Source organism: Roseovarius azorensis (assembly GCF_900109455.1).
Lineage (GTDB): Bacteria > Pseudomonadota > Alphaproteobacteria > Rhodobacterales > Rhodobacteraceae > Roseovarius > Roseovarius azorensis.
Genome location: NZ_FOAG01000006.1, coordinates 96,340 through 120,799 on the forward strand (window position 1 = coordinate 96,340; position 24,460 = coordinate 120,799).

The window sequence follows — 24,460 nt, forward strand, 5'->3', positions numbered from 1 at the left end:
TGCGCCCCCACATAAGCAGGGCGCGCGGGAAATGCAATCAGCCGCGCAAGGCGAGGCGGATTGCAAGCCAGCCACAGAGCAGGAACAGGAGGTCGGTGGGCATCATGGCGAGCACGGCGCCCTCGTCCTCCATCGTGAAGGGATAGGCATAGAGTGCCAGCCCGTCGAATTGCCCTTTGGGGGCGGCAATCAGGATGGCTCCGAAATTGTTGATGAAATGCAGTGCCGTTGCAGGCCCCAGCGTGCCGAAGCGCGCGGTCAGGTCGGCGGCGGCGAGGCCAAAGATGCTGGCCCATGCGACCACGAGCCAGGCGTTAGGGCCGAATGTGACCGCATCGAAATGCAGCACGCCAAAGACCAGCGACGGCAGCACCATCCACATGAGGGGCGAGGTAAAGCGGGCGGCAAGCTGGCTCTGGAGATAGCCGCGGAACACCAGTTCTTCGGCAAAGACCTGAAGAAAGAGGCCACAGAGCGCCAGTGGCAGGAATGTGGCCCAGCGGCCGAAGGCAAGGTTAGGTTCCGGCTCCAGCGGTTCCGGCATGGGGATCAGCAGGACTGCGCCGAACAGCAGGATCATCGCGATCAGGGCGCGGCTGAACTGGCGGGTGGCGGGTCCGATGGGGCCGATGGTGCTGATCAGCCCGCGTTTGTGCACGACGCGCAGGGTGACGGCGAGCGCCACGATCAGGAGGCCGAAGGTCAGCAGATTGATCAGCACGCCCTCGGGGCTGGTGGCGCTGACAATGCCGGGGGAAATGCGCGCCCATGTCTCGGGTCCGGTGACGATGGGCAGCAGGCTGGCATAGCCGAGGCTGAGGCCCACAAAGAGCGGCACGCCAATGGCCATGCCGACCATGAGCCGACGCAGGCTGGCCGTGGCGCGCGCCGGGGCGATGAGGATTTCATGGGCGGCATATCGCATGGGCTGCAAGCTAGTCACAGGCGGGCGGTGTTGCAATCGCCTTGCCCCCGCCGCGCCTCTGGCCTAGACCGATTTCAGCAAATCCGGGAGGCCTCTCATGACCAAGATCGACAAAGCCAGACTGCCCAGTCGCTATGTGACCGAAGGCCCGGCGCGTGCGCCGCACCGGTCCTATTACTATGCCATGGGCATGACCGAGGCCGAGATTCATCAGCCGCTGGTGGGTGTGGCGACCTGTTGGAACGAGGCGGCGCCTTGCAACATTGCGCTCAACCGGCAGGCGCAGGCGGTCAAGATGGGCGTTCGCGAGGCGCATGGCACGCCGCGCGAATTCACCACGATCACGGTGACGGATGGCATCGCCATGGGGCATGAGGGAATGCGGTCGTCGCTGGCATCGCGCGAAGCGATTGCCGACACAGTGGAGCTGACGATGCGCGGGCATTGCTATGACGCGCTGGTGGGGCTGGCGGGCTGTGACAAATCCCTGCCGGGGATGATGATGGCGATGGTGCGGCTCAACGTGCCGTCGGTCTTTATCTACGGCGGCTCGATCCTGCCGGGCAAGGCGCCGCAGGTTGATGAGATCCCCGAGGATTTCCGTAGCCGTGACCTGACCGTGCAGGACATGTTCGAAGCGGTGGGGCGGCATCAGAACGGCACCATGTCCGATGCGGCGCTGGAAATGCTGGAACGGGTGGCCTGCCCGTCTGCCGGGGCGTGCGGCGGGCAATTCACCGCCAACACCATGGCATGTGTAAGCGAGGCGATCGGTCTGGCGCTGCTCAATTCGTCGGGCATGCCAGCCCCTTATGAAAGCCGCGATCAGTATGGCGATGCCTCGGGGCGGGCGGTGATGAACCTGCTGGAAAAGAACATCCGTGCGCGAGATGTGGTCACGCTCAAGGCGCTGGAGAATGCCGCGCGGGTGGTGGCCTGCACCGGGGGCAGCACCAATGCGGGGCTGCATCTGCCCGCGATCGCGCATGAGGCGGGAATTGATTTCTTCTTGCAGGATGTTTGCGAGATTTTCCGCGACACGCCCTATTTCGTCGATTTGAAACCGGGCGGGGCCTATGTGGCCAAGGATCTCTATGACGCGGGCGGTATTCCGGTGGTGATGAAGGAATTACGCAAGGCGGGGCTGATCCACGAGGATTGCATGACCGCGAGCGGGCGCAGCATCGGCGAGGAACTGGACATGATCACGCGCGAGGCGGACGGCCGGGTGATCTATCCGATCGCCACGCCGATCACCAAGACCGGCGGCGTTGTCGGTCTAAAGGGCAATCTTGCCCCGACGGGGGCGATTGTGAAAGTGGCAGGCATCGCGCCCGAGCATCAGGTGTTTACCGGCCCGGCGCGGGTGTTCGAATGTGAGGAGGATGCGTTCGAGGCGGTGAAGGCGCGCGCCTATGAGGAGGGCGAGGTGATCGTCATCCGCAACGAGGGCCCCGCAGGCGGTCCCGGCATGCGCGAGATGCTCGCGACCACGGCGGCGCTGTCTGGTCAGGGAATGGGCAAGAAAGTGGCGCTGATCACCGATGGCCGGTTCTCGGGCGCCACGCGCGGGTTCTGCGTGGGCCATGTCGGCCCCGAGGCGGCGCATGGCGGACCGATTGCGCTGATCGCGACGGGCGACATGATCACGATTGACGCGATCAAGGGCGAGTTGTCGGTGGAACTGAGCGATGAGGAACTGGCCCGGCGCAAGGAGGCGTGGCCCGGCCCGCGCGAGACGATCTATGCCTCGGGCGCGTTGTGGAAATACGCGCAATTGGTGGGCGAGACCTACAAGGGCGCTGTCACCCATCCGGGGGCCGCGGCCGAGCGGCATATCTACATGGATCTCTGAGCGGAGCCGGGCCTGCCGCGTGATGATCCGGGTGGATTGTTTCCAGATTAACGTTAATGCTATGGAAACGATATGAGGGTCAGATCGGCAGAGTGTCGATTGCGGACGGGTCATGCATGGTGCGGTGCAGATGAAATTCATGGATGCGATGACGCACCGGCTGGCTCTGCGGAAATGGCGCAAGGTGGCGCGCAATGCCCCGATGATGCCGCTCTCCGCCTTGCGGCGACACCGCGCGCGCGCGCGCAGGCTGATTTACGTGCTGAACGAGTTGATGTCGGTCGCGGATAGTCGGCTGACCCTGCCGATGATCGGCTCCGAGACCTTTCCCAAGCCGCATGGCACGGACTGGTCCTGGCGACCGGAACCCTGGCGCGCGCCGCTACCCGTGCAGGGACTGGCGGCGGTTACGTCAAAAACGCCACTGGGCAGCGAAGTGACGTTGTTCCATGATTGCACCCGGTCTGAGTTGTCGCTCCGTCAGTTGCGCAACAATCGCGCGGCGGACCTGGCCGCATACGGGTTGCGGATGGATGTGTTTGCCTTTGACGGCTCTTTCCTGTCGCTGGTTCTGGATTTGCCACAAGAAGCGATCGACGGGTTGAAGCGGCGGCATTTGATCCGCATGGATGCAATTCTGGAACTGGAAAAGCCGCTGGAAGTCTTTGCCCGGCTGAACGTCAGACACGGCCCCAACACCGAGCAGATCGTGCGCGAACTGCCGCAGAACGACAAGGCGATTACGGTCGAGTTTGATCTGGCCTATACCAACCTCAATGAAAAGCGGGTGGGGCGGGCCTGGATCGACCTGATCTTCGAGAATCCGCAGATGAGCCAGATGGTGCTGCGCGATCTGACCTTCAGCCGCCGCCCGCGTGCGGAACTGTGAGAAAGGACCGGCGATGAGCGAGTGGACGCTGACCCGAACGCGCCTTGTTGGGGGAGTCTGGGAGGGAGTGCTGGCCCGGCAGGGCACCGCCAACGATCTGCCAGAGATCGAGGTGACCCATCTGCAGGAGCCGCTTGATGGTGTCGAGGTGACCGGAAACGCTACAGAAGGGCTATGGCAGGTGCGCGTGCCGGTCCCGGTCGAACGGATCGCGGATGGCGTGCAGACATTCGTGATCCGCGACCGGCGGACAGGCGATGTGCTGGACAGTTTCGCGCTGATCGCGGGGGATGTGCTGAGCCACGACATCCGCGCCGAAATCTCTCTCTTGCGCGAGGAACTGGATCTTCTGAAACGCGCGTTCCGGCGGCATTGTCAGGAAACGATGTAGGTCGGATCGCCGGATATGGTCAGGCCGTCCCGGCCGCGTTAGGCTGGCGTTATGGCAGAACTGTTGATTGTCTATCACTCGCGGACGGGCGGTGCTCGGCAGATGGCGGAGGCCGCCGCCGAGGGCGCGCACGATGAGGCCGCAACCGTTCTCAGGCGCGCCGATGCGGCGGGGCCTGACGATTTGTTGCGCGCCGATGGCTATATCTTTTGCGCGCCAGAAAATCTTGCCGCGATTTCCGGTATGATGAAGGAATTCTTTGACCGGTGCTATTATCCGGTGCTCGGCCGGATCGAGGGGCGGCCCTATGCCCAGATGGTGTGCGCGGGTTCGGACGGCAGCAATGCGGCGCGGCAGATCGCGCGGATTGCGCAGGGCTGGCGGCTGCGGGTGGTGCAGGAACCGATGATCGTTTGCACCCATGCGCAGACGCCCGAGGCGATCCTGGCGGACAAGACCATTTCCGATGCCGATCTGGCAGAGTGCCGCGCGCTGGGGGCTGCTCTGGCGGCAGGACTGGAAATGGGCGCGTTCTGACCGGCGGTGCATCCGGGCGGGGCAAGGGGTGACGCGGCTGGCAAATTTCCCTTGCCGATGCCGCAGGCGCGCATTTCCACTTAAGCGGTCATGGTCTATCCTATTGTGAAATGGATATTGTTTTCGTCACCACCGTTGTTGCTGTTTTGTTCCTCGTCATCGGGGTGGCCGAGCCGTTGGCTGCGCGGCTGAGACTGCCCTATAGTGTGATCCTTGCCGGTCTGGGCAGTCTGATCGGGGCGGCAGCGATCTTTTTCCTGCAGACCGATCTGACCGACGCGCTGAATCCGGTAGCGGAGGCGATTCTGGGCCTGCCGATCCGGTCCAACGTGTTTCTCTACGTGCTGCTGCCGACGCTGCTGTTTCAGGCGACGCTGGGCATGAACCTGCGCCGGATGCTGGATGACTGGGTGCCGATCCTGGTGCTGGCGGTGGTCGCGGTGGTCGTCTCGACGCTGGTGGTGGGTTATGCGCTCTCGGCAGTGAGCGCGCTGTCGCTGGCAGCCTGTCTGTTGATCGGGGCGATTGTCTCTACCACCGACCCCTCGGCGGTGGTTGCGATCTTCCGGTCGATTTCCGCGCCCCGACGGCTGACGCGAATCATCGAGGGCGAAAGCCTGCTCAACGATGCAGCGGCGATTGCGCTCTTTGGTCTGTTCATGGGGTTTGTCATGTTGGGCGTGCCGGACCCGGCGCTGGGTGAGGCGCTGGCGCAGTTTCCGGTGCTGATTGCGGGTGGTGTGCTGACCGGCTGGATTGCGGCACGGCTGGCGGTGTGGCTCATGGCGCTCTTGGCGCGGCATGAACGGGCAGAACTTACGATCTCGGTCGCCTTGCCGTATCTGGCCTATATCGTGGCCGAGCAGAGCGTGGGTGCGTCGGGTGTGATCGCGGTCGTGGTGGCAGGGGTGACCGTTAACCTTACGGCACCGGGGCGGTTACCGCCGCAGGTCTGGACCAATCTGCGCGAAGTGTGGGAACTGCTCGCGCATTGGGCCGGAGCGCTGATCTTTATTCTGGCTGCGCTGCTCATTCCGCGGCTTCTGGAAGAGGTGCGCTGGTCGGATTTCGCATTGATCGGAGTGGTGATTCTGGCGGCGGTGGCGGCGCGGGCGGTGATCCTCTTCGGCCTTTTCCCGGTACTGAGCCTGATCCGCCTGTCGCCGGTGGTGGAGCGGCCTTATCGCGTGGCGATCCTCTGGGGGGGATTGCGCGGGGCGGTCACCCTGGCGCTGGCGCTGGCTGTCACCGAAAGTCTACGGGTGCCGATCGAGGTCAAGCGGCTGGTGGGGATACTGGCCACCGGGTTCACGCTTTTCACGTTATTTGCACAGGGCACGACGCTGCGTTGGGTGATCGGGCGTCTGGGGCTTGACCGGCTTTCGCCGATTGATCAGGCGCTCAGCAATCAGGTCATCGCCGTGGCGCTGCAGACCGTGCGCGAGGATGTCGCGCGCACCGTCGAGGATTATGACCTGACCCGAGATATCGTGCGCAGCGAGGCCAAGCGCTTTGCCGCCCGGCTGGACGAGGCGGTGAAGGCTGCGGAGGAAGAGGCCGAGATCCTCGACCGCGAGCGGATCACGCTGGGCCTGATCGCATTGGCCGGGGCAGAGCGCGACGCGATCATCGAACAGGTGCAGGAGCGCACCGTGTCGGCGCGATTGGCTGAACAACTCTTGTCCGATGCTGATCGGCTGATCGAGGCGACGCGGAGCGGCGGGCGCAACGGCTATCGGCGCGCGTCGAGCGAGAGTGTCGGTTATGGGCGCATGTTCCGCATCGCCGCCCGGTTGCACAACCGCGTCAGGATTTCCCGGCCACTGGCGCGGATGATGGCGGATCGTTTCGAGATCCTGCTGTCGCAGGGGCTGATCCTGCGCGATCTGGACGGATTCATCGACGGGCGAATCCGGCGGATTCACGGGCGGCGCGTGGCCGATCTGTTGCACGAGCTGCTGGCGCGGCGGGTAGAGGCGCTGGAAACCGCACTGGAAGGGTTGCGTCTGCAATATCCGGGCTATGCCGAAGAGTTGGAGCGCCGGTTCATCCGGCGCACCGCGCTGCGGCTGGAAGAGCGTGAGTACGGTTCCATGCGTGAGGATGGATTGATCGGGCCGGAATTGTATCTGGCACTGACGCAGGATATCGCCCGTCGCCGATCAGAGGCGGAGCAGCGGCCCAAGCTGGATCTGGCCTTGCAGCGGGCCGAACTAGTGCAGCAGTTCCCGCTCTTTGCCGGGTTGGATCCGACGGCGCTGAAGCGGCTGACACGGGCGCTGAGCACCCGTTATGCGGATGCGGGCGAGATTATCATCCGCAAGGACAGTGCGCCCAGAAGCGTGTTTTTTATCGCCTCGGGTGCGGTCGAGGTCGAAAGCGCCGGTCAGATCTGGCGGCTGGGGCGCGGTGAAATGTTTGGGCAGATGGCGATTCTGATGCAGAAGCCCCGCCGCACCGAGGTCAAGGCGATCGCGCCCTCGACGCTGCTGGTGCTGAACGAGATCCGGTTCCGCAAGCTGTTGCAGCGCAGCGAGGCATTGCAGGGCGCGGTGCGGGCGAGTGCGGCGCGGCGCGGGATTTCGGCGGATGCGCTGCTTGCAGAGGTGGCAAAGGCGGGGTGAGGGTGGCGTCAGGTCTGTCCCCGGGGTGACGGTGTTGGGAGGATCGCTGGATCGGTCTCGGGCGCGAGTTCCTCGAAGTCGAAATTGTCGAGGCGGCGCGCTCGGCGACCGGCCTTGTCAGCGGAAATCTTGATGTCGGAAATGTCCTTGGCGGCCTGATGGAAATGCCGGTCGAGATTCTCGACGCGGTTGCCCAGCCGGTCCACATCCGCGAACAGAAGGCCCAGTTCACGGCGGATCGCGCCGGCCTGCTCGCGCATCCGGGCGTCTTTCAGAATGGCGCGCATGGTGTTGAGCGTCGCCATGCAGGTGGTGGGCGAGACGATCCAGACACGGGCGGTGAATCCCTCGCGCACCAGTTCGGGGAAATTGGCGTGCAATTCTGCATAGACCGCTTCGGACGGCAGGAACATCAGCGCGCCATCGGCGGTCTCGCCCTCGATGATGTATTTCTCGGAAATGTCGCGGATATGTTTTCTGACTGCGACGCGCATGGCCTTGGCGGCCTCGTTCAAGTCCCAATCGGTTTTGGCGCGGCGCAGGGCTTCGTAGGCCTCGAGCGGGAATTTGCTGTCGATACAGATCGGACCCGGCGGATTGGGCAGGTGGATGAGGCAATCGGCGCGGCGTCCGCTCGTCAGTGTATGTTGCAGGCTGTAACTGTCCGAGGGCAGCGCCTTGGTCACGATATCGGTGAGCTGGATCTCACCAAAGGCCCCGCGCGTCTGCTTGTTGCTCAGGATATCCTGAAGCGACAGAACATCGCCCGACAGCTTGGTGATATTATCCTGCGCCTTGTCGATGGCCTGCAGGCGTTGTTGCAGATCACCGAGCGATTGCGCGGTGCGGCGGGCGGATCCCTGAAGGTTCTCTGACATCTGGTTCGACACCTCTGCAAGGCGTTTTTCCATCAGTTGAAGGAGGTGGGACTGGGCGGCAGCCTGTGCTTCGGAGACGTGGTTGAGGCCGCCTGCCAACTGGTGCTGGCCATCGCTGAGACCCTGAACGCGCTGGCCAAGCTGGTTGACCTGATAGGCCAGCGGCTCGGCCATGCGGGCGGAGCGGGCAGAGGCGCGCACCGCCATGACCAGCAGGATCAGGATCAGCAGGATCAGGCCCGCACCGAACAGGACGGCGAGAGTCAGCGGATCGTCGAGCGCATGGTTGTTGGGGCCGATCTGGATCATGTGCGGCCAAACAGACGTTCGATGTCCGACAGTTCCAGCGCGACATAGGTGGGGCGGCCGTGGTTGCACTGGCCGGACATCGGCGTGCGCTCCATCTCGCGCAGGAGTGCGTTCATCTCGTCGGCGGACATGCGGCGGCCCGAACGGACTGAACCGTGACAGGCGACGCGGGAAAGGATCGCATCAATTCGGCTGCGCAGCGTGTGGCTGTCGCCCGCGTCCCCCAGTTCGTCAAGGATATCGCGCAGGAGGGCGGCGGCGTTGACCGGGCCGAGAATGGCCGGGGTTTCGCGCACGGCGATGATTCCGGGGCCGAAGGGTTCGATAATGAGTCCGAGGGTGGCGAGGTCATCCGCGTGTTCGGTCAGGAGGGCATGGTCAGTGTCTGACAGATCGACGATTTCAGGGATCAGTAGGGCCTGTGACGCGATACCGGCGTCGGCCATCTGTGCCTTGAGGCGTTCATAGACGAGGCGTTCGTGAGCGGCGTGCTGATCGACGATGACGAGGCCGGTGTCCGTCTGGGCGATGATGTAATTCTCGTGAACCTGCGCGCGGGCGGCCCCAAGAGGCAGGGCGGTGGGTGTGTCGTCAGGATCTTCTGTCGGCTCGATGCGGGCGCTGTAGGTCGCGGCCATATCGGCAAAGCCGGGGGACTGAGCCTGATAGGCGGCGGCGCGGGCCATGGGGGTGGGGCGGTCCATCTGGTAGATGCGCGCTGCTGCGGCCGGTTCTGGCCGGAACGCCCCCAGCGTGGCCCCGGCGACAGTGGTGGAGGCACGGTGTCCTGCCTCGGCGAGGGCGTGGCGCAAACCCGAGACGATGAGACCGCGCGCAACGCCGGGATCGCGGAATCGGACCTCTGATTTGGCGGGGTGGACGTTGACATCGACAAGCGTCGGGTCGCAGTCGATGAAGAGTGCCGCCGCCGGGTGGCGGTCGCGGGCCAGCACATCCTGATAGGCGGCGCGCAGCGCGCCATGCAGCATCCGGTCGCGCACCGGACGGCCATTGACGAAGAGATACTGCGCGATCGCAGCCCCCCGCGAATAGGTGGGAAGGGCGGCGTAGCCGGTCAAGGTCAGACCGTCGCGCGTGGCAGCGAGGCGCAGCGCGTTCCCGGCGAATTCCGTGCCAAGGATATGGGCGAGGCGACCGTAGAGCGCATCGAGAAGATCGCCGGTCTCCGCCTCGGCGCGAAAGGTCACGCGGCCCTCGCCGCCGCCAGAGACATCGCGCAGGGTGAAGCCGACGAAGGGCGCGGCCATGGCGAGGCGTTTGACGATATCGGTGATCGCCTGCGCCTCGGCCCGGTCGGAACGCATGAACTTGAGGCGTGCAGGCGTGGCGTAAAAGAGATCGCGCAGGGTGACGATGGTGCCCGAGGTGAGGGCGGCAGGCCTGACCGCGCCCACCTGTCCGCCCGAGACGGCGATTTCGCCTGCTTCATGCCCTGGCGCGCGCGATGTGATGGTCAGGCGGGCGACTGCGCCGAGCGAAGGCAGCGCCTCGCCACGAAAGCCGAAGGAGTGGATGTTGAGCAGGTCCGAGCCGTCGATCTTGGAGGTGGCGTGGCGCGCGAGTGCGAGCGGCAACTGATCGGGCGGAATGCCGCAGCCGTCATCAGTCACGCGCATCAGCGTCTTGCCGCCGTCGGCATAGGCGATCTCGATCCGGTTGGCCCCGGCATCGAGTGCGTTTTCCACCAGTTCCTTGATCGCCGAGGCGGGGCGTTCGACCACTTCACCGGCGGCGATGCGGTTGATCGCCGCCTCGTCAAGCTGACGGATCATGGGCTGATTTGCGCTTATCTTGGGGGTCGGGCTGTTCATGCCCCAATACTTAGCATGGTCTGGGGCGATTCTGCCAGAGAGGCCGGATGCAGCCCGGGCATGAAAAATCCCGGGCGCGAACGCCCGGGTTTCTCTCGGAGAACGGATCGGGAAGAGGCGCGATCAGCCCTTGGAGAATTCGGGATAGGCCTCCATCCCCATTTCGGCCATGTCGAGACCGTTGATCTCGGTCTCTTCGTCGACGCGCAGGCCCATGCTAGCCTTGATGATCATCCAGACCACAGCCGAGGCGATCAGCACGAAGGCACCGACGATGACGATCGAGATGATCTGGGTACCAAAGCTAGCGTCCGAATTGGTCAGCGGCACCGCAAGCGTGCCCCAGATGCCCGCAAAGAGGTGCACCGGGATTGCACCGACCACATCGTCGATCTTGAGCTTGTCGAGGAAGGGCACGGCAAAGACCACGATCACGCCGCCGACTGCGCCGATCAGGGTGGCAGCCCCGAGGCTGGGGGTCAGCGGTTCCGCGGTGATCGACACCAGACCCGCCAGCGCGCCGTTCAGCACCATGGTGAGGTCCGGCTTCTTGTAGAGAAGTTGCGTCAGGATCAGTGCGGCTACGGCCCCGCCCGCCGCGGCGGTGTTGGTGTTGGCGAAGATGCGGCTGACATCGGCCACGTCACCGACGCTGCCCATGGCCAGCTGCGAGCCGCCGTTGAAGCCAAACCAGCCCAGCCACAGGATGAACATGCCGAGCGTGGCAAGTGCCAGGTTGGAGCCGGGTATCGGGTGGACCTTGCCGTCCTTGCCGTATTTGCCGATGCGCGGCCCGAGGATGATGGCCCCCGCCAGAGCGGCCCAGCCGCCCACCGAATGCACAACCGTAGAACCCGCGAAATCGAGAAAGCCCATTTCGTCAAGGAAACCGCCGCCCCATTTCCAGCTGGCCTGAAGCGGATAGATCACGGCGGTCAGGATGATGGTAAAGACGAGGAATGGCCACAGCTTGATCCGTTCGGCCAGCGCGCCCGAAACGATCGAGGCGGTGGCGGCGCAGAACATCAGCTGAAAGATGAAGTCCGAGCCGGTCGCGGCGTAAGAATAGTCATCGGCGTCCTCTGCGGTGACCCCCACGGCTTCAAGCACACCAGGGCCCCAGACGCCGGACAGGATACCTTCGACCGACCAGGTGCCCAGCGGATACATGAGGTTATAGCCGATGAGGTAGTAGAAGATCGCCGCCAGCGAGAAGAGCGCGACGTTCTTGGTCAGCTGCATGGTCACGTTCTTGGAACGCACCAGCCCTGCCTCGAGCATGGCAAAGCCGGCGGCCATGAAGAAAACCAGAACCCCGCCGATGAGAAAGAGCAGCGAGTTGAGGATGAACACCACATCAGTGGGCACGGCGGCGGGCGTAGCCGCTTCGGCGGTAGCCGTTGCCTCTTGGGCGAGGCCAAGCTGCGGCAGTGCGACGAGCATTGCGGCGAGGCCGAGTTTGAGCATGAAATTCATTGGTCTGTCCTTTCCCCTGCGCGCGATCACAGCGCGTCGTCATTGGTTTCGCCGGTGCGCACACGTACGGCCTGAGTGATGTCGAGCACGAAGATCTTGCCGTCACCGATCTTGCCGGTGCGGGCGGTTTTGGTGATGGTGTCGACCACCTGATCGGCCATGCTGGACGATACGGCGATCTCGAGTTTGATCTTGGGCACAAAATTTACCGCATATTCGGCGCCACGGTAAATTTCGGTATGGCCGGATTGCGAACCAAAGCCCTTGATTTCGGTAACCATCATGCCGCGCACGCCAATATCGGTCAGCGCCTCGCGGACCTCCTCGAGCTTGAACGGCTTTATCGTTGCAATGATGAGTTTCACGTCTGCCCCCTTCGGTTTGCGGTGTCTCAGCACGTTGTTTGCATCCGCAGAAAAATCGTTCTGCGCGGAGTCTGGAAGGCGCGCGAGCATGTTTTGTGGGCGATGCGGGAAGATTATGATTAATTCGTGTGCATTAATTTACGAATGTCTAAATTATGGGCGAAATGGAAATTGCGATGACCTGCGTCTGGGTCTCTACATTTCCGGACGGGCGCTATAGACTGGGGCAAAGAAACAGGTCCGGGCAGGACGAGCATGAGCATTTCAGGACGCAGAAAACCGCCGCTGGTGGCCCCCAAACGCACACGCGGTGCGCTGGCCAAGCCCGCGCGCAAGGCCAAGGTCAAACCGGCGCGGCGCACAAGGGCAAGGTCGCGCAACCCGGTTGTGCGGTTGTTCGGTGGCATCCTGCGCTGGATCTTGCGGCTGCTCTGGGGGATCGGCTGGCGGGTGACGGCAATCATCGCGCTCGTCGTGGGGGGTATCGTCGCCTATACCTACACGACACTGCCGGAGTTTCAGGCGCTGATGGACGGACGCGCGCGGGGGTCGGTCACTCTGCTGGACCGCGAGGGCGAGGTCTTTGCCTGGCGCGGCGATCAGTTTGGCGGCGTGGTTACAGCCGATTCGGTCAGCAAGCATCTCAAGAATGCTGTAATTGCCACCGAGGATCGCCGGTTCTATCTTCATCCGGGCGTCGATCCCATCGGCATCGCCAGCGCCATCCGCATCAATCTGAGCGAAGGGCGCGGGCCGCTGTCGGGCAATGGCGGCTCGACGATCACGCAGCAGACGGCAAAGCTCTTGTGTTTCGGCGTCGAGTATGACGAGAGCCAGTGGGCGAGTGAGGCCGAATATGTGGCCGATTGCCGCCGCACCTCGCTCTGGCGCAAGGCCAGGGAAGCAACCTATGCGCTGGCAATGGAGGCGAAATACACCAAAAACGAGATTTTGTCGGTCTATCTCAACCGGGCCTATCTGGGCGGTGGGGCCTATGGGGCAGAGGCTGCGGCGCAACGCTATTTTGGCAAATCGGCGGCCAGTCTGAATGTCGCCGAGGGGGCGATGATCGCGGGACTGCTGACCGCCCCCTCGACGCTTGCGCCGACCGCAAACCTCGCGCGGTCGCAGAACCGCGCCAGCGTGGTGATCGGGCTGATGCGGCGGCAGGGTTATCTGAGCGACGAGGAAGCGGCGGTTGCGCTGGCCAATCCGGCGGAACTGTCCGAGGCGGCGGAACGGCAGGCAGGCGGGTATTTCGCAGATTGGGTGATGTCCTCGGGACCCGAGTTTTTCACCCGCGACACGACCGAGGATGTGATCATCCGAACGACGCTGGATCAGCGGATCCAGACCGCCACTGAAGAGGCGATGCGATATATTTTCGAAAACAAGGTGCGCGACGGATCCAAAGCCCAGGCCGCCATCGTCGTGATGTCGGCGGATGGGGCGGTGCGGGCCATGGTTGGCGGGCGCGATACGCGCGTCGTGGGGGCTTTCAACCGCGCCACTCAGGCCAGACGGCAGACCGGATCGGCGTTCAAGCCCTTTGTCTATGCCGCGGCGCTGGATCTTGGCCACAGCAGCGATTCGGTCGTGGTGGATGAACCCTATTGCCTGAACATCCCCGGATCGGGGCGCTGGTGCCCGGAAAACTACACCCGCGACTACAAGGGGCGCGTGACCCTGGCACAGGCGCTGGCGCAATCGCTGAATATTCCGGCGGTCAAGGTGTCCGAGACGGTGGGCCGCGACGTGGTGCGCAAGGTCGCCAGCGATTTTGGCATCGAGAGCGATCTGGCTGCCGGACCGGCGCTGGCGCTTGGTGCCTCGGAAAGCACGCTTCTGGAGATGACCGGCGCCTATGCCGGAATTCTCAATGGCGGCTCGTCGGTCACACCCTACGGGCTGGTCGAGTTGAAACTCATGGGTGAGGAAGAGCCGTTGATGGGCAGCGGTGGCGGCATTGGCGAGCGGGTGATCCAGGAGCGTTCGGCGCGCGAGCTGATCTACATGATGAGTCGGGTGCTGGAGAGCGGTACCGGTACGCGCGCCAGACTGCCCGGACGTGAGGCTGCGGGCAAGACCGGCACGACGCAGGCGGCGCGAGATGCGTGGTTCGTCGGCTTCAGCGCGGATTATGTGGCCGGGGTTTGGATGGGCTATGACGACAACACGCCGCTGACCGGAGTAACCGGCGGCGGATTGCCAGCGGAGATCTGGCAGGAAACGATGGTGCGCGTGCATGAGGGGCTGCCCGCCAATCCGCTGCCGATGCTGCGCCCCGCGCCGCGTCCTGAGCCGGTGCAACCCCTGCCGCGGCGCCGTGCGCCGGTGGCCAGCGGTAATCCGATCGAGAATATCCTGCGCGGTCTTTTCGGGATGAACTGAAACGGCGCCCGCAAAAGGGGAACCGTCGCAGAGCCGGGAGTGCGCCAGCAGAGGTCAGCCGGCGCGCTTGAGATCCTCGATCAGGGCGTTGATGTCGCCGTTGCGCCGGTCGAGCATCGCGCCGATCTCGGTGCGTTCGCTGAGCCGCAGGCTGATCCCTTCGATGATCATGTCAAAGAACAGATCCTTGCCCGAGCGGTCGGAGACCAGAAAGCTGACCTCGAACGGCGACTGGCCGCGCAGATAGGCGGTCGATTTCACCTCGTGCCAGGATTTGACCTGCCGCACGGTATTCACCTCGATCCGGCCTCCGACGAATTCATTGAACCGTTTGCCGTATTTGCGTGCGATGTAACCCCTGAATGCGTCGGTAAAGGCGCGCAACTGGGCCGCCGATATGCGGTTGGCATCGGCTCCGAGCGTCGAGCGGGCGATGATGCTGACATCGGCATAACGGCTGAAGATACGCTCGAAATCCGAGATCATGCCAGACAGCGGCTGGCCAGAGGCGATGACGCGGTTGATATCGCTCACGACCTCATCAATGAGCGTGCGGGCGCGCGCGTCGTTCATCGCCAGGGCCGGTGCGGTCAGAAGTGACAGCACAATGGTGGCGGCGCCGGTGGTGAGAAGGTGACGACGGGTCAGGTTACTCGGCATAGGGATCCTCCAGAACCTCTGATGGAGCGGGTGTATCATAGGGATCATCATAGACGCTGCCAGAGGTGCCGCCCAGCTTGAACCGGCGATTTTGCAGGTAGATCGAGCGTGACTGTGCGTAACTGTCTGCGCTCTCGTAGAGAATCTGGTCGATCGTGTCGGAGAATTTTTCGCGGTTCGACAGACCGGATGCGACGCCTGCTGCGGTGCCGATCAGGTTTTCGGGCGAATCAAGAATGTAGGTCAGCGGATTGGTGAAGAGATCCACCGCGAGGCCCCATGTGTCCCGTTCGGTCGAGGGGCCAAGCACCGGCAGTTCGACATAGGCGCCCTCGCGTGCCCCCCAGACATGCAGCGTTTCGCCGAAATCGGTATTGGTGGGTGCGGCCATGCCCATTTCGCTGGCCGGGTCGAAAGTGCCGCCGAGGCCTACGGTGCTGTTAACCACGAATCGCGCGGTGTCCTGAATGGCGCCACGCATGTTGAGTTGCAGCATGTTGTTGATGATATCACTGGGCAGCGAGAGGTTTTGCGAGACGCGCCCGATGACGGTTTCGATATCGTCGGGAATCGCAGCGCTGTAGCCTTTTGCCACAGGCCGGACAAAGGCCCGGTCGAGGCTGCGGTTGAACTGATGCACGTCGCGGTTCGACTGTTCGTAGGGATCGAATATGTCCTGCGTCGGCGCTGACGGGTCGGGCCGCGCACATGCCACAATCACTACCAGCCCCAGCAGAGCTGCGGCGCGTGGTGTATGGCGAAGAAGGGATGCGATTGCAGGCAGCAGCAAGATGAAATCCACTAAATGAAGTGTCCGGAGTGTTACATAATCGATCCGGCGTGCAAACCCAGCATGGCACGACAGGAGTTTATCTGCCTGTGGCAGAATGGCGACACGCTGTCCGTGGCTTTGAAACTCCCTAATCCGCAAGGGGTTTTCTGCAGGATATTGATCCGGGTTGCGCGCGGAAAGGCCGCGATGGTGGCGGTGCTCACGCAGAATTGCGCGCGCGCTACCGGGTGCGGGGTTTCGATTGGATGACAGACGGCTTCCGGCGAGGCGAGGCTGGGACGGAGCGATATGGATTTTCGATTTCCTTCGCTGGCGACAGAGGTTAGCGTCGGCGCGAAGATCCGGAAAACAGGAGATGCGGAAATGAGCCAGTTCGAGAAGAAGCTTGCTGAAATGGGTGTGACCCTGCCTGAGGCCCCTGCGCCTGCGGCTAATTACGTGCCTTATGTTCAGGCGGGCGACATACTCCATGTCTCGGGTCAGATCGCCAAGGACGAGAGTGGTCTGATCACCGGCAAACTGGGTCATGACATGGATGTGGCCGCCGGAGCCGAGGCGGCGAGGGCCTGTGCCATCGCGCTTCTGGCGCAGGTCAAGGCGGCCTGTGGCGGGGATCTGGACCGGCTGGTGCGGGTCGTCAAGCTGACGGGGTTCGTCAACTCGACGGCCGATTTCACCGAGCAGCCGCAGGTGATCAACGGGGCCTCTGATTTCATCGGCGAAGCATTGGGCGAGGCGGGCAGGCATGCGCGCGCTGCGGTCTCGGCTGTCTCCCTGCCGTTTGGTGTTGCGGTCGAGATCGACGGGGTGTTTCAGATCAGATGAGCGCATTGCCGGAAGAGTTCCGCCGGGTGCCGCTGGCGCACCGCGGGCTGCATGACGTGGCCCGGGGGCGACCCGAGAATTCGCGCGCAAGCATCCGCGCGGCGATCGCGGCAGGCTATGGCATCGAGATCGACCTGCAACTCAGCCGTGACGGGCGGGCGATGGTGTTTCACGATTACGATTTGAAGCGGCTGACGATGGAAAAGGGTCCGGTGCGACAGCGCGATGCGGCGGATTTGCGCCGGATCCCGCTCAGGGGTGGCGACGAGGGCATCCCCGAATTTGCGGAGATTCTCACGCTCGTGGCCGGACGGGTGCCGCTGCTGGTGGAACTCAAGGATCAGGAGGGACGGATGGGATCAGGCGACGGCGCGCTGGAGCGTGCCGCCGCCGAGTGCCTGGCAGGCTATGCCGGGCCGGTGGCGGTGATGTCGTTCAACCCGCATATGGTGATACATATGGCGGACCTCGCCCCGGATGTGCCGCGCGGGATCGTGACCTGTGGTTACACGGCGGCGGATTGGCCGCTCTTGCCGTCCGGCATCCGCGACAGGCTGCGCGACATTCCCGATTATGCCGCGAGCGGATCGGTTTTCGTCAGCCATGACATTGCCGATCTGGACCGACCGCGCCTGGCGGAGTTGCGTGCGCAGGGTGCGGCGCTACTGTGCTGGACCGTGCGTTCGGCCCGCGCCGAGGCAAAGGCGCGGCGGGTGGCGGATAACATCACGTTCGAGGGATATCTGCCCGCGATCCCGGCTTGATCCCTGTTGCGACCGGCACAGATAGAGCGCAGGCAGACAGGGCAGAACCGATGACGCAGAGCGCAATCACGATCAGCCTGCACGAGCGCCTGACGGAAATCGGGGCAGAGGCGTGGGATGCCTGCGCCTGTCCCGAGGCAGCGGGCGGCAGGCCAGAGGATCCGTTCACCACCTACCACTTTCTCAAGGCGCTGGAGGACAGCGGATCTGTCGGCGTCGGCAGCGGTTGGGTTCCGCGTTACATGACGGCGCAGGAGGGGACGCAGGTGATCGCCTGCGCGCCGCTCTATCTCAAGTCGCACAGTCAGGGTGAATACATCTTCGATCATAACTGGGCGCATGCCTATGAGCGGGCGGGCGGGCGATATTATCCAAAATTGCAGATCGCGGTGCCCTTCACGCCGGTGACCGGACGGCGGCTGCTGACGCGACCGGGGTATGAGGAAACGGGCCGTGCAGCGCTGGTGGCGGGCGCGGTCGAGGTGGCGGAACGCAGCGGGCTGTCGTCGCTGCACCTCACCTTCTGCTCCGAGGATGAGGCGCGGGCGGCGGCAGCGCTTGGTCTGATGGTGCGACGCACGCAGCAATACCACTGGGTCAATCGCGGCTACCGCGATTTCGAGGGGTTTCTAGCGGATCTGTCATCGCGCAAGCGCAAGGCGATCCGCAAGGAGCGTGCCCGCGCGCAGGGCTTTGGCGGCGAAATCGTGACACTCACCGGCGATCAGATTAGGCCAGAGCACTGGGATGCGATCTGGACCTTCTATCAGGATACCGGCGCACGAAAATGGGGCATGCCCTATCTCACGCGCGGCTTTTTCGTGTGCGCGCACGAAACGTTGCGTGACGACATCCTGCTGGTGCTGGCGATGCGCGACGGGCACCCGGTGGCGGGCGCGATGAACCTGATCGGCGCCTCGGCGCTTTATGGCCGTTACTGGGGATGTATCGAGGAACATCCCTGTCTGCATTTCGAGCTATGCTATTATAAAGCCATAGAGTTTGCGATTGACGAGGGGCTGAGGAGGGTCGAGGCCGGCGCACAGGGTGAACACAAGCTGGCGCGCGGCTATCTTCCGGTGGCCACGCAATCGCTGCACTGGCTACGCGATCCTGGCTTTGCCGAGGCGGTCGCGCATTACCTGGAGGCTGAACGCGCCGCCGTGGATCAGGATATCGAGATCCTCACCGGCTATGGCCCGTTCCGGAAAACCGAGATGGAGGATCACCAATGAGCGAACATCTGAGCGACACTGCCCGGAAAACCACGCTGACGCCTTTGCTGGAGAACGGCTGGAGCCTTGATGAGACGCGCGATGCGATCTGCAAGGAGTTCAGGTTCGGCGATTTCATCGAGGCCTTCGGGTTCATGACCCGCGCGGCGATCTGGGCCGAGAAATGGAACCACCATCCGGAATGGTTCAATGTCTACAACAAGGTTCAGGTCACGCTGACCACGCATGACGTGGGCGGGCTGAGCGCGCTTGACGTAAAGCTGGCCCGCAAGATGGATGGGCTGGCGGGCTGAGGTGCGGTTGGATCTCAGTGTTTGGGGTCGGATGAAATCCGGCATGTTGGCAACTGACCGCAAATGGCCCGGAGCGGTGTCGCCCGTTCCGGGCGCCGGCGTTCTCACATCGCCGCGAGCAGCGCTTCGCCTGCCGTGACTTCGCAGGTGCCGGGGCTTTGCTCGGCGTGAAGCAGTTTGACGGTGCCGTCCTCAACCAGCATGGCGTAGCGTTTGGAACGGCCATAGAGGCCTGCCGGGGGGGCGTCGAAATCCATGCCGATAGTTCTGGTGAAGGCGCTATGCGGGTCCGAAAGCATGGTCAACCCGGCCTCGGCGGCGCCGGTGGCGGCGGCCCATGACTTCATCACGAACGGATCATTGACGCTGATGCAGATGATTTCATCGACGCCTTTGGCGTCGAACTGCGCCTTGGTACGCACGAAACTGGGGACATGGGCGGAAGAACAGGTGGGCGTGTAGGCCCCGGGCACGGCAAAGATCACCACTTTGCGGCCTCTGGTGCGATCGGCGAGGGAAATTTCCTGCGGGCCGCTGTCGCCCAATTGCAGAAACGTTGCGTCAGGGAGTTTGTCGCCTGTTGAAATGGTCATGATCGTTCCTTGTCTGTCAAACGGATTCCGGATGAGTATATAGCGGATCATGTCTGAGTGACCACGGAAATTCGGGAGAGCAGGATGTCGGGAGTTGTGGTGATCGGGGCCGGGCAGGCCGGTGCCTCGCTGGTGGCGAAATTGCGAGCGGAGGGTTACGCAGGCAGCATAACGCTGATCGGCGCAGAGCCGGTGCTGCCCTATCAGCGCCCGCCGCTGTCAAAGAAATACCTGCTGGGAGAGATGGTGCTGGAGCGGCTCTATCTGCGGCCCGAGAGTTTTTATGCCGAAGCGGGCATTGATCTGCGGCTTGGGGTCCGGGTGACAGGTATCGACCGGGCGGTGCAGGAGGTGGTGATGGGCGAGGAGCGGCTGGGGTATCAGCATCTGGTGCTGACGACCGGATCGCTGCCGCGGCGGCTGCCTGCTGCGATTGGCGGCGATCTGGGTGGGGTGCATGTGGTGCGCACGCTGGCAGATGTGGATGCCATGGCGCCGGGATTTGTCGCGGGCGCGCGGGTCCTGATTGTGGGTGGCGGTTATATCGGGCTGGAGGCCGCGGCGGTGGCGGCCTCGCGCGGCATGCAGGTCACGCTGGTCGAGATGGCCGAGCGGATATTGCAGCGCGTGGCGGCGAAAGAGACCTCGGATTATTTCCGTGCGCTGCATGGGCAGCACGGAGTGGATATTCGCGAAGGTGTCGGGCTGGAGCGCTTGTTGGGTGCCGGGCGGGTGAGCGGCGCGCGGCTGACGGATGGCTCCGAGATCGATCTGGACATGGTGATCGTCGGTGTCGGCATCCTGCCGGATACGGCGCTGGCTGAGGCGGCGGGGCTGGAGACCCAGAACGGTATCGTGGTCGATGCGCAGGGCCGCACCAGCGATCCGGCGATCTGGGCTGCGGGTGATTGCGCGTCCTTTCCGCATGGCGATGGGCTGCTGCGGCTGGAGAGCGTGCCGAATGCAATCGACATGGCGGAATGTGTGGCGGGCAACATCATGGGCAAGGGGCAGGAATACGTGCCGCAGCCGTGGTTCTGGTCGGATCAGTATGATGTGAAGTTGCAGATCACCGGGCTGAGCACCGGCTATGACCGGATCGTGACGCGCGACGGTGGTGAGGCGGTGTCGTTCTGGTACTTCAGGGGCGATCAGTTGCTGGCCGTCGACGCGATGAACGATCCGCGCGCCTATATGGTGGGCAAGCGGTTGATTGATGCGGGCAAGAGTGCCGATCCTGCGATTGTTGCGGATGCCGGGGCCGATCTGAAGCCGCTTCTGAAGCCGTGAGGATCATTGGCGGCGCGCATCGTGGGCGGGCGTTGGCCAGCGTCGGCAAGGGGGATGCGGCGGCACATCTGCGCCCGACGAGCGATAGGGTGCGCGAGAGTCTCTTTAACGTGCTGGCCGGGGGTTACGGCGATCCTGTGACGGGCGCGCAAGTGCTGGATGTTTTTGCGGGCACCGGCGCGCTCGGGCTGGAGGCGCTGTCGCGTGGGGCGGCCTCGGTCAGTTTCATCGAGAACGGGCGCAAGGCACTGTCGCTTCTGCGGCAGAATATCGGGCTGTGCCGGGCTGAGGATCAGGTGCGGGTTTTCCCGGTGGATGCGCGCAAGCCGGGGAGGAATTCTGGTGCGCCGCATAGTCTGGTATTCCTCGATCCGCCCTATGGAAAGGGGTTGGGAGAGGAAGCGCTGGCGGCGACGTTGGTCGGGGGGTGGATTGCCGAGGAGGCGCTGATCGTGTGGGAGGAAAGTGCCGCGATCACCCCTCCTGAGGGTTTGCGGTTGATCGAGGAGCGGCGGTATGGCGATACGGTGATACGGTTTCTGGAGCGGGTGTAGGGGCGTGTGTTGAATGCGGTAATTGTTGCTTTGATTAGACGTTAGCCCCGAGCGATGAGCTGCGCGGAGCCCGTCCGCCGGGTGGGCGCAGCAACTTAGTCGGCTGGCACTTTATGCCTGCCAAACCCTTCCGGGTTATCAATGAGTTGAGCCGTTGCAAAAGCACCCGCCCGAGGGGGCGGACGAGCGCTGCGCGGCGGTGCCTGCGGCACCTTGATTCCGCGCATGGGTGCTCGGGGCGAACGTCTGATCAAGGCCAAATACCGCCCTCACACCCTCACCCTCTCATCAACTCCGGCAGATCCCCCGTCAGCCCCGCTGCCTCGCGGATGAAGCCCCGGCGCAAGGCGGGCATATGGCCGAGCGCCCCCATGCCGAGATCACGGGCGGCGCGCAGGAGGGGATTGTCGTTGGAGAAAAGCCGGTTGGTAAGGTCGGTGGCCATGGCGAGTGTCGCGGTGTCAAAACGGCGCCATTGCTGGTAGCGGGAGAGCACATCGGTGGCAGCGATGTCCTCGCCCCGGTGGCTGGCCTCGGTCACCACCTGCGCCAGTGCTGCCACGTCGCGCAGCCCGGCGTTGAGGCCCTGACCTGCAATCGGGTGCATACCATGGGCGGCGTCACCGATGAGGGCGAGGCGGTCGGCTATAAAACTGTTGGCGATGGTGAGATTCAGCGGGTAGGTATAGCGCTTGCCGCGCAGCTTAATCGCGCCCAGAAAATCGCCAAAGCGGGGGCGCAGCACCTCCATGAAGGCGTCGTCAGAAAGGGCGGAGAAACGGGCGGCGGTCTCGTCGGTCTCGGACCAGACGATGGAACTGACATTGCCCGGCAGGGGCAAGATGGCGAGCGGGCCGGGCGGCATGAAGAACTGATGCGCTATGCCGTGATGGGGCCGCTCGTGTTCGATTGCGGCGACAAGCGCGGTCTGGCGATAGCCCCAACCGGTGCGCCGGATGCCCGCGCGTGCCGCCGTACCCGAGGCGCGTCCGTCTGCGCCCACGAGAAGCCGCCCGCGCAACACCTTGCCCGAGGCAAGCGTGATCGTGACGCTCGTGATATCCGCCTCTTGCGCGGTGACCGTATCGCCTGAGACTTGCGTGATCTCTGGCGTCTCTTTCATCGCGTCGATCAGGGCGCGGCGCAGGAATCGATCCTCGAGCATGTGGCCCATCGGCCCTTCCTCGATCTCGGCATGGTCGAAATGCAGGAAGAAGGGCGATGGACCCTGGCCTGCACGCCCGTCCGAGACCTTGATTTCCAGCATCGGCTGGGCGTTCTCCGCCACCCGGTCCCAAATGCGCAGATTGCGCAGGAGCCGCACCGAGGCGAGGGCCAGCGCGTAGGCGCGACCGTCGAAGGCGGCGTTCCTGCGGGTGGGTTCGGGTAGCGCGTCGATCACCGTGCTGGTGAGACCTGCACGTGCCGCGGCAAGGGCGAGGGTGGGGCCGTTGAGGCCACCGCCAATGATCAGGATATCGCTGTCATGCTCCATGCTGTTCAATATGTCGGTGCGCGCGGGATTGTCCATGCGCCGCTCTGCCGCTAGCAATGATTTCTGACAAGTGAGAGGGAGCAGCGCGATGCGGGACTGGCTGAGGATGACGGCGGGCGATCTGGGTCGCGGGATCGGGCGTGGCGAAATCGACCCGGAAGCGCTGACCGAAACCTATCTGGCGGCGATCGACGCGCATCCGCTGCGCGCGCGCATCTATAGCGTGGTGACGCACGAGAGGGCACGGGCCGAGGCGGCGGCGGCGGGTGCGCGGGCGCGGGCGGGGCAGCGGCTGGGACCGCTCGACGGAGTGCCGATCAGCTGGAAAGACCTGTTCGACAGTGCGGGGGTCGCGACCGAGGCGGGATCGGCCCTGCTGAAAGGCCGGGTGCCGGAACACGACGCCGAGGTGCTGCGCAATGCAACCGCCGCCGGGCTGGTGTGTCTGGGCAAGACGCATATGAGCGAACTGGCGTTTTCCGGGCTGGGGCTGAACCCGGTGACGGCGACGCCGCCTTGTGTGAATGACGCAGATGCCGTGCCGGGGGGGTCATCCTCTGGTGCGGCGGCGAGCGTGGCCTTTGGTCTGGCTGCCTGCGGGATCGGGTCGGATACCGGCGGGTCGGTGCGCATTCCCTCGGCGTGGAACGATCTTGTGGGGTTGAAGACCACCGCCGGGCGGGTCTCTTTGCGGGGTGTGGTGCCGCTCTGCGCCAAATTCGACACGGTGGGGCCGCTGGCGCGCTCGGTCGAGGATGCGGCGCTGATGCTGGCAGCGCTGGAGGGAGGCAGAGGGATGGATCTGCGCGGCGCGACGATCCGGGGTTTGCGGTTTGCGGCGCTGCAAACCGTGGTGCTGGACGATATCCGACCCGAGCCGGGCGCGGCCTATGAGGCCGCGGTTGCGCGGTTGCGCGAGGCGGGCGCCGTCGTCGAGGAGATCAAGTCGGAGGAAGTGGCCGAGGCGATGCCGCTGTCGCCCGCGCTGTTCACCGGCGAGGCTTATGGTCTGTGGCGTGATGTGATCGAGGCTGCGCCGGACAAGATGTTCGCCCCCATTCTGGAACGGTTCCGCAGTGGGCGCGAGATCAGTGCAGCCGACTATGTCGCCGCCTGGCGCAGGCTGGAGGAATTGCGCGCGCATTGGGTTGCACGGGTTGCGGGCTATGATGCGGTGCTGATGCCCTCGGCCCCCAATCTGCCCCCGGATCTGGACCGGCTGATGAACGATGCCGACTATTACGTGACCGAGAACCTGCTGACCCTGCGCAACACGCGGGTGGGGAATCTGATGGGTCTCTGCGCGGTGACACTGCCAACGGGAATGCCCGGTTGCGGGATCATGCTCTGCGGTCTGCCGATGCAGGAAGAGCGGCTGCTGAGGGTGGCCGCGGCGGTGGAGTCGGCGCTGATCTGAGGGTGTCAGCGCGCGGGGCGGATGGCGGTTTTTGAGTATTTTCGGAACAGTGAAGGCGGGTGCGGGGCG

The 24,460-nt window shown here is 64.0% G+C and carries 22 protein-coding genes; 13 read left to right on the forward strand and 9 right to left on the reverse strand.

The features are described 5' to 3' along the window. Positions 1-37: 37 nt before the first annotated feature. Positions 38-925 carry a CPBP family intramembrane glutamic endopeptidase gene (locus BSG08_RS10585; protein ID WP_093036311.1) on the reverse strand — a complete coding sequence of 296 codons (888 nt, stop codon included), beginning with the start codon at positions 923-925 and terminating at the stop codon, positions 38-40. A gap of 97 nt (positions 926-1,022) precedes the next feature. Between BSG08_RS10585 and ilvD the strand changes: the two genes are divergently transcribed. The 5 genes from ilvD to BSG08_RS10610 all read left to right on the forward strand — a co-directional run bounded on the left by ilvD (position 1,023) and on the right by BSG08_RS10610 (position 7,221). Continuing rightward, entirely contained in the window at positions 1,023-2,780 is a 1,758-nt protein-coding gene (ilvD, locus tag BSG08_RS10590) for a dihydroxy-acid dehydratase (protein WP_093036314.1), read from the forward strand. A gap of 130 nt (positions 2,781-2,910) precedes the next feature. Beyond that, positions 2,911-3,669, forward strand: a complete 759-nt coding sequence (locus BSG08_RS10595; RefSeq protein ID WP_093036780.1) for a DUF6478 family protein — start codon at positions 2,911-2,913, stop codon at positions 3,667-3,669. Between the two features lie 13 nt (positions 3,670-3,682). Continuing rightward, positions 3,683-4,060 carry a hypothetical protein gene (locus BSG08_RS10600; protein WP_093036316.1) on the forward strand — a complete coding sequence of 126 codons (378 nt, stop codon included), beginning with the start codon at positions 3,683-3,685 and terminating at the stop codon, positions 4,058-4,060. A 51-nt stretch (positions 4,061-4,111) separates the two neighbouring features. Further along, a complete protein-coding gene (locus BSG08_RS10605; RefSeq protein WP_093036319.1) occupies positions 4,112-4,597 on the forward strand; it encodes a flavodoxin family protein in 486 nt (161 codons plus the stop codon). Positions 4,598-4,707: 110 nt separating this feature from the next. After that, the gene (locus BSG08_RS10610) at positions 4,708-7,221 is read left to right on the forward strand and encodes a cation:proton antiporter (RefSeq protein ID WP_093036322.1); all 2,514 of its coding nucleotides are present in this window, start codon (positions 4,708-4,710) and stop codon (positions 7,219-7,221) included. 8 nt (positions 7,222-7,229) lie between these two features. On the opposite strand, the gene BSG08_RS10615 is transcribed toward BSG08_RS10610, so the two are convergent. The 4 genes from BSG08_RS10615 to BSG08_RS10630 form a co-directional block, all read right to left on the reverse strand. Continuing rightward, complete coding sequence (locus tag BSG08_RS10615) at positions 7,230-8,408, reverse strand: DNA recombination protein RmuC (protein ID WP_093036324.1); 1,179 nt, start codon at positions 8,406-8,408, stop codon at positions 7,230-7,232. Beyond that, positions 8,405-10,240 carry a DNA mismatch repair endonuclease MutL gene (gene mutL / locus BSG08_RS10620; RefSeq protein ID WP_093036326.1) on the reverse strand — a complete coding sequence of 612 codons (1,836 nt, stop codon included), beginning with the start codon at positions 10,238-10,240 and terminating at the stop codon, positions 8,405-8,407. Before mutL ends, BSG08_RS10615 begins: the two co-directional genes overlap by 4 nt. A gap of 123 nt (positions 10,241-10,363) precedes the next feature. Further along, on the reverse strand, positions 10,364-11,716 hold the full coding sequence (locus BSG08_RS10625) for an ammonium transporter (RefSeq protein WP_425439277.1): 1,353 nt from the start codon (positions 11,714-11,716) through the stop codon (positions 10,364-10,366). A 26-nt stretch (positions 11,717-11,742) separates the two neighbouring features. Then, complete coding sequence (locus BSG08_RS10630; RefSeq protein WP_093036786.1) at positions 11,743-12,081, reverse strand: P-II family nitrogen regulator; 339 nt, start codon at positions 12,079-12,081, stop codon at positions 11,743-11,745. A gap of 255 nt (positions 12,082-12,336) precedes the next feature. Between BSG08_RS10630 and BSG08_RS10635 the strand changes: the two genes are divergently transcribed. Further along, positions 12,337-14,472 (forward strand): transglycosylase domain-containing protein, encoded by a 2,136-nt coding sequence (locus BSG08_RS10635; protein WP_175544759.1) that lies wholly within the window; start codon positions 12,337-12,339, stop codon positions 14,470-14,472. Positions 14,473-14,526: 54 nt separating this feature from the next. Here BSG08_RS10635 and BSG08_RS10640 read toward each other — a convergent pair whose 3' ends face one another. After that, positions 14,527-15,132, reverse strand: a complete 606-nt coding sequence (locus BSG08_RS10640; RefSeq protein ID WP_093036328.1) for an MlaC/ttg2D family ABC transporter substrate-binding protein — start codon at positions 15,130-15,132, stop codon at positions 14,527-14,529. Then, positions 15,122-15,922, reverse strand: coding sequence for an MlaA family lipoprotein (locus tag BSG08_RS10645; protein WP_342742604.1), 801 nt, complete (start codon positions 15,920-15,922; stop codon positions 15,122-15,124). The genes BSG08_RS10640 and BSG08_RS10645 overlap by 11 nt, the downstream gene beginning before the upstream one ends. A 366-nt stretch (positions 15,923-16,288) precedes the next feature. On the opposite strand from BSG08_RS10645, the gene BSG08_RS10655 reads away from it, so the two are divergent. From BSG08_RS10655 to BSG08_RS10670, 4 genes are read left to right on the forward strand one after another with little or no spacing between them, the layout of a single operon-like run. Beyond that, complete coding sequence (locus BSG08_RS10655; protein ID WP_093036334.1) at positions 16,289-16,750, forward strand: RidA family protein; 462 nt, start codon at positions 16,289-16,291, stop codon at positions 16,748-16,750. Further along, on the forward strand, positions 16,747-17,514 hold the full coding sequence (locus BSG08_RS10660) for a glycerophosphodiester phosphodiesterase family protein (protein WP_093036337.1): 768 nt from the start codon (positions 16,747-16,749) through the stop codon (positions 17,512-17,514). Before BSG08_RS10655 ends, BSG08_RS10660 begins: the two co-directional genes overlap by 4 nt. A 50-nt stretch (positions 17,515-17,564) precedes the next feature. Further along, positions 17,565-18,749, forward strand: a complete 1,185-nt coding sequence (locus tag BSG08_RS10665) for a GNAT family N-acetyltransferase (RefSeq protein ID WP_093036340.1) — start codon at positions 17,565-17,567, stop codon at positions 18,747-18,749. Further along, a complete protein-coding gene (locus BSG08_RS10670) occupies positions 18,746-19,042 on the forward strand; it encodes a 4a-hydroxytetrahydrobiopterin dehydratase (RefSeq protein WP_093036343.1) in 297 nt (98 codons plus the stop codon). Before BSG08_RS10665 ends, BSG08_RS10670 begins: the two co-directional genes overlap by 4 nt. Before the next feature lie 104 nt (positions 19,043-19,146). Here the strand turns inward: BSG08_RS10670 and BSG08_RS10675 are convergent, their stop codons facing one another. Beyond that, positions 19,147-19,635: a peroxiredoxin gene (locus BSG08_RS10675; RefSeq protein WP_093036346.1), complete on the reverse strand. Its 489-nt coding sequence runs from the start codon at positions 19,633-19,635 to the stop codon at positions 19,147-19,149. Positions 19,636-19,719: 84 nt separating this feature from the next. On the opposite strand from BSG08_RS10675, the gene BSG08_RS10680 reads away from it, so the two are divergent. Both BSG08_RS10680 and rsmD read left to right on the forward strand, forming a co-directional pair. Then, the gene (locus BSG08_RS10680) at positions 19,720-20,925 is read left to right on the forward strand and encodes an NAD(P)/FAD-dependent oxidoreductase (protein WP_093036349.1); all 1,206 of its coding nucleotides are present in this window, start codon (positions 19,720-19,722) and stop codon (positions 20,923-20,925) included. Beyond that, positions 20,922-21,479, forward strand: coding sequence for a 16S rRNA (guanine(966)-N(2))-methyltransferase RsmD (gene rsmD, locus BSG08_RS10685; protein ID WP_093036352.1), 558 nt, complete (start codon positions 20,922-20,924; stop codon positions 21,477-21,479). The genes BSG08_RS10680 and rsmD overlap by 4 nt, the downstream gene beginning before the upstream one ends. A 277-nt stretch (positions 21,480-21,756) precedes the next feature. On the opposite strand, the gene BSG08_RS10690 is transcribed toward rsmD, so the two are convergent. Continuing rightward, on the reverse strand, positions 21,757-23,010 hold the full coding sequence (locus tag BSG08_RS10690) for an FAD-dependent monooxygenase (RefSeq protein WP_093036354.1): 1,254 nt from the start codon (positions 23,008-23,010) through the stop codon (positions 21,757-21,759). 52 nt (positions 23,011-23,062) lie between these two features. On the opposite strand from BSG08_RS10690, the gene BSG08_RS10695 reads away from it, so the two are divergent. Next, positions 23,063-24,391 carry an amidase gene (locus BSG08_RS10695; RefSeq protein ID WP_093036357.1) on the forward strand — a complete coding sequence of 443 codons (1,329 nt, stop codon included), beginning with the start codon at positions 23,063-23,065 and terminating at the stop codon, positions 24,389-24,391. Positions 24,392-24,460: the final 69 nt, after the last annotated feature.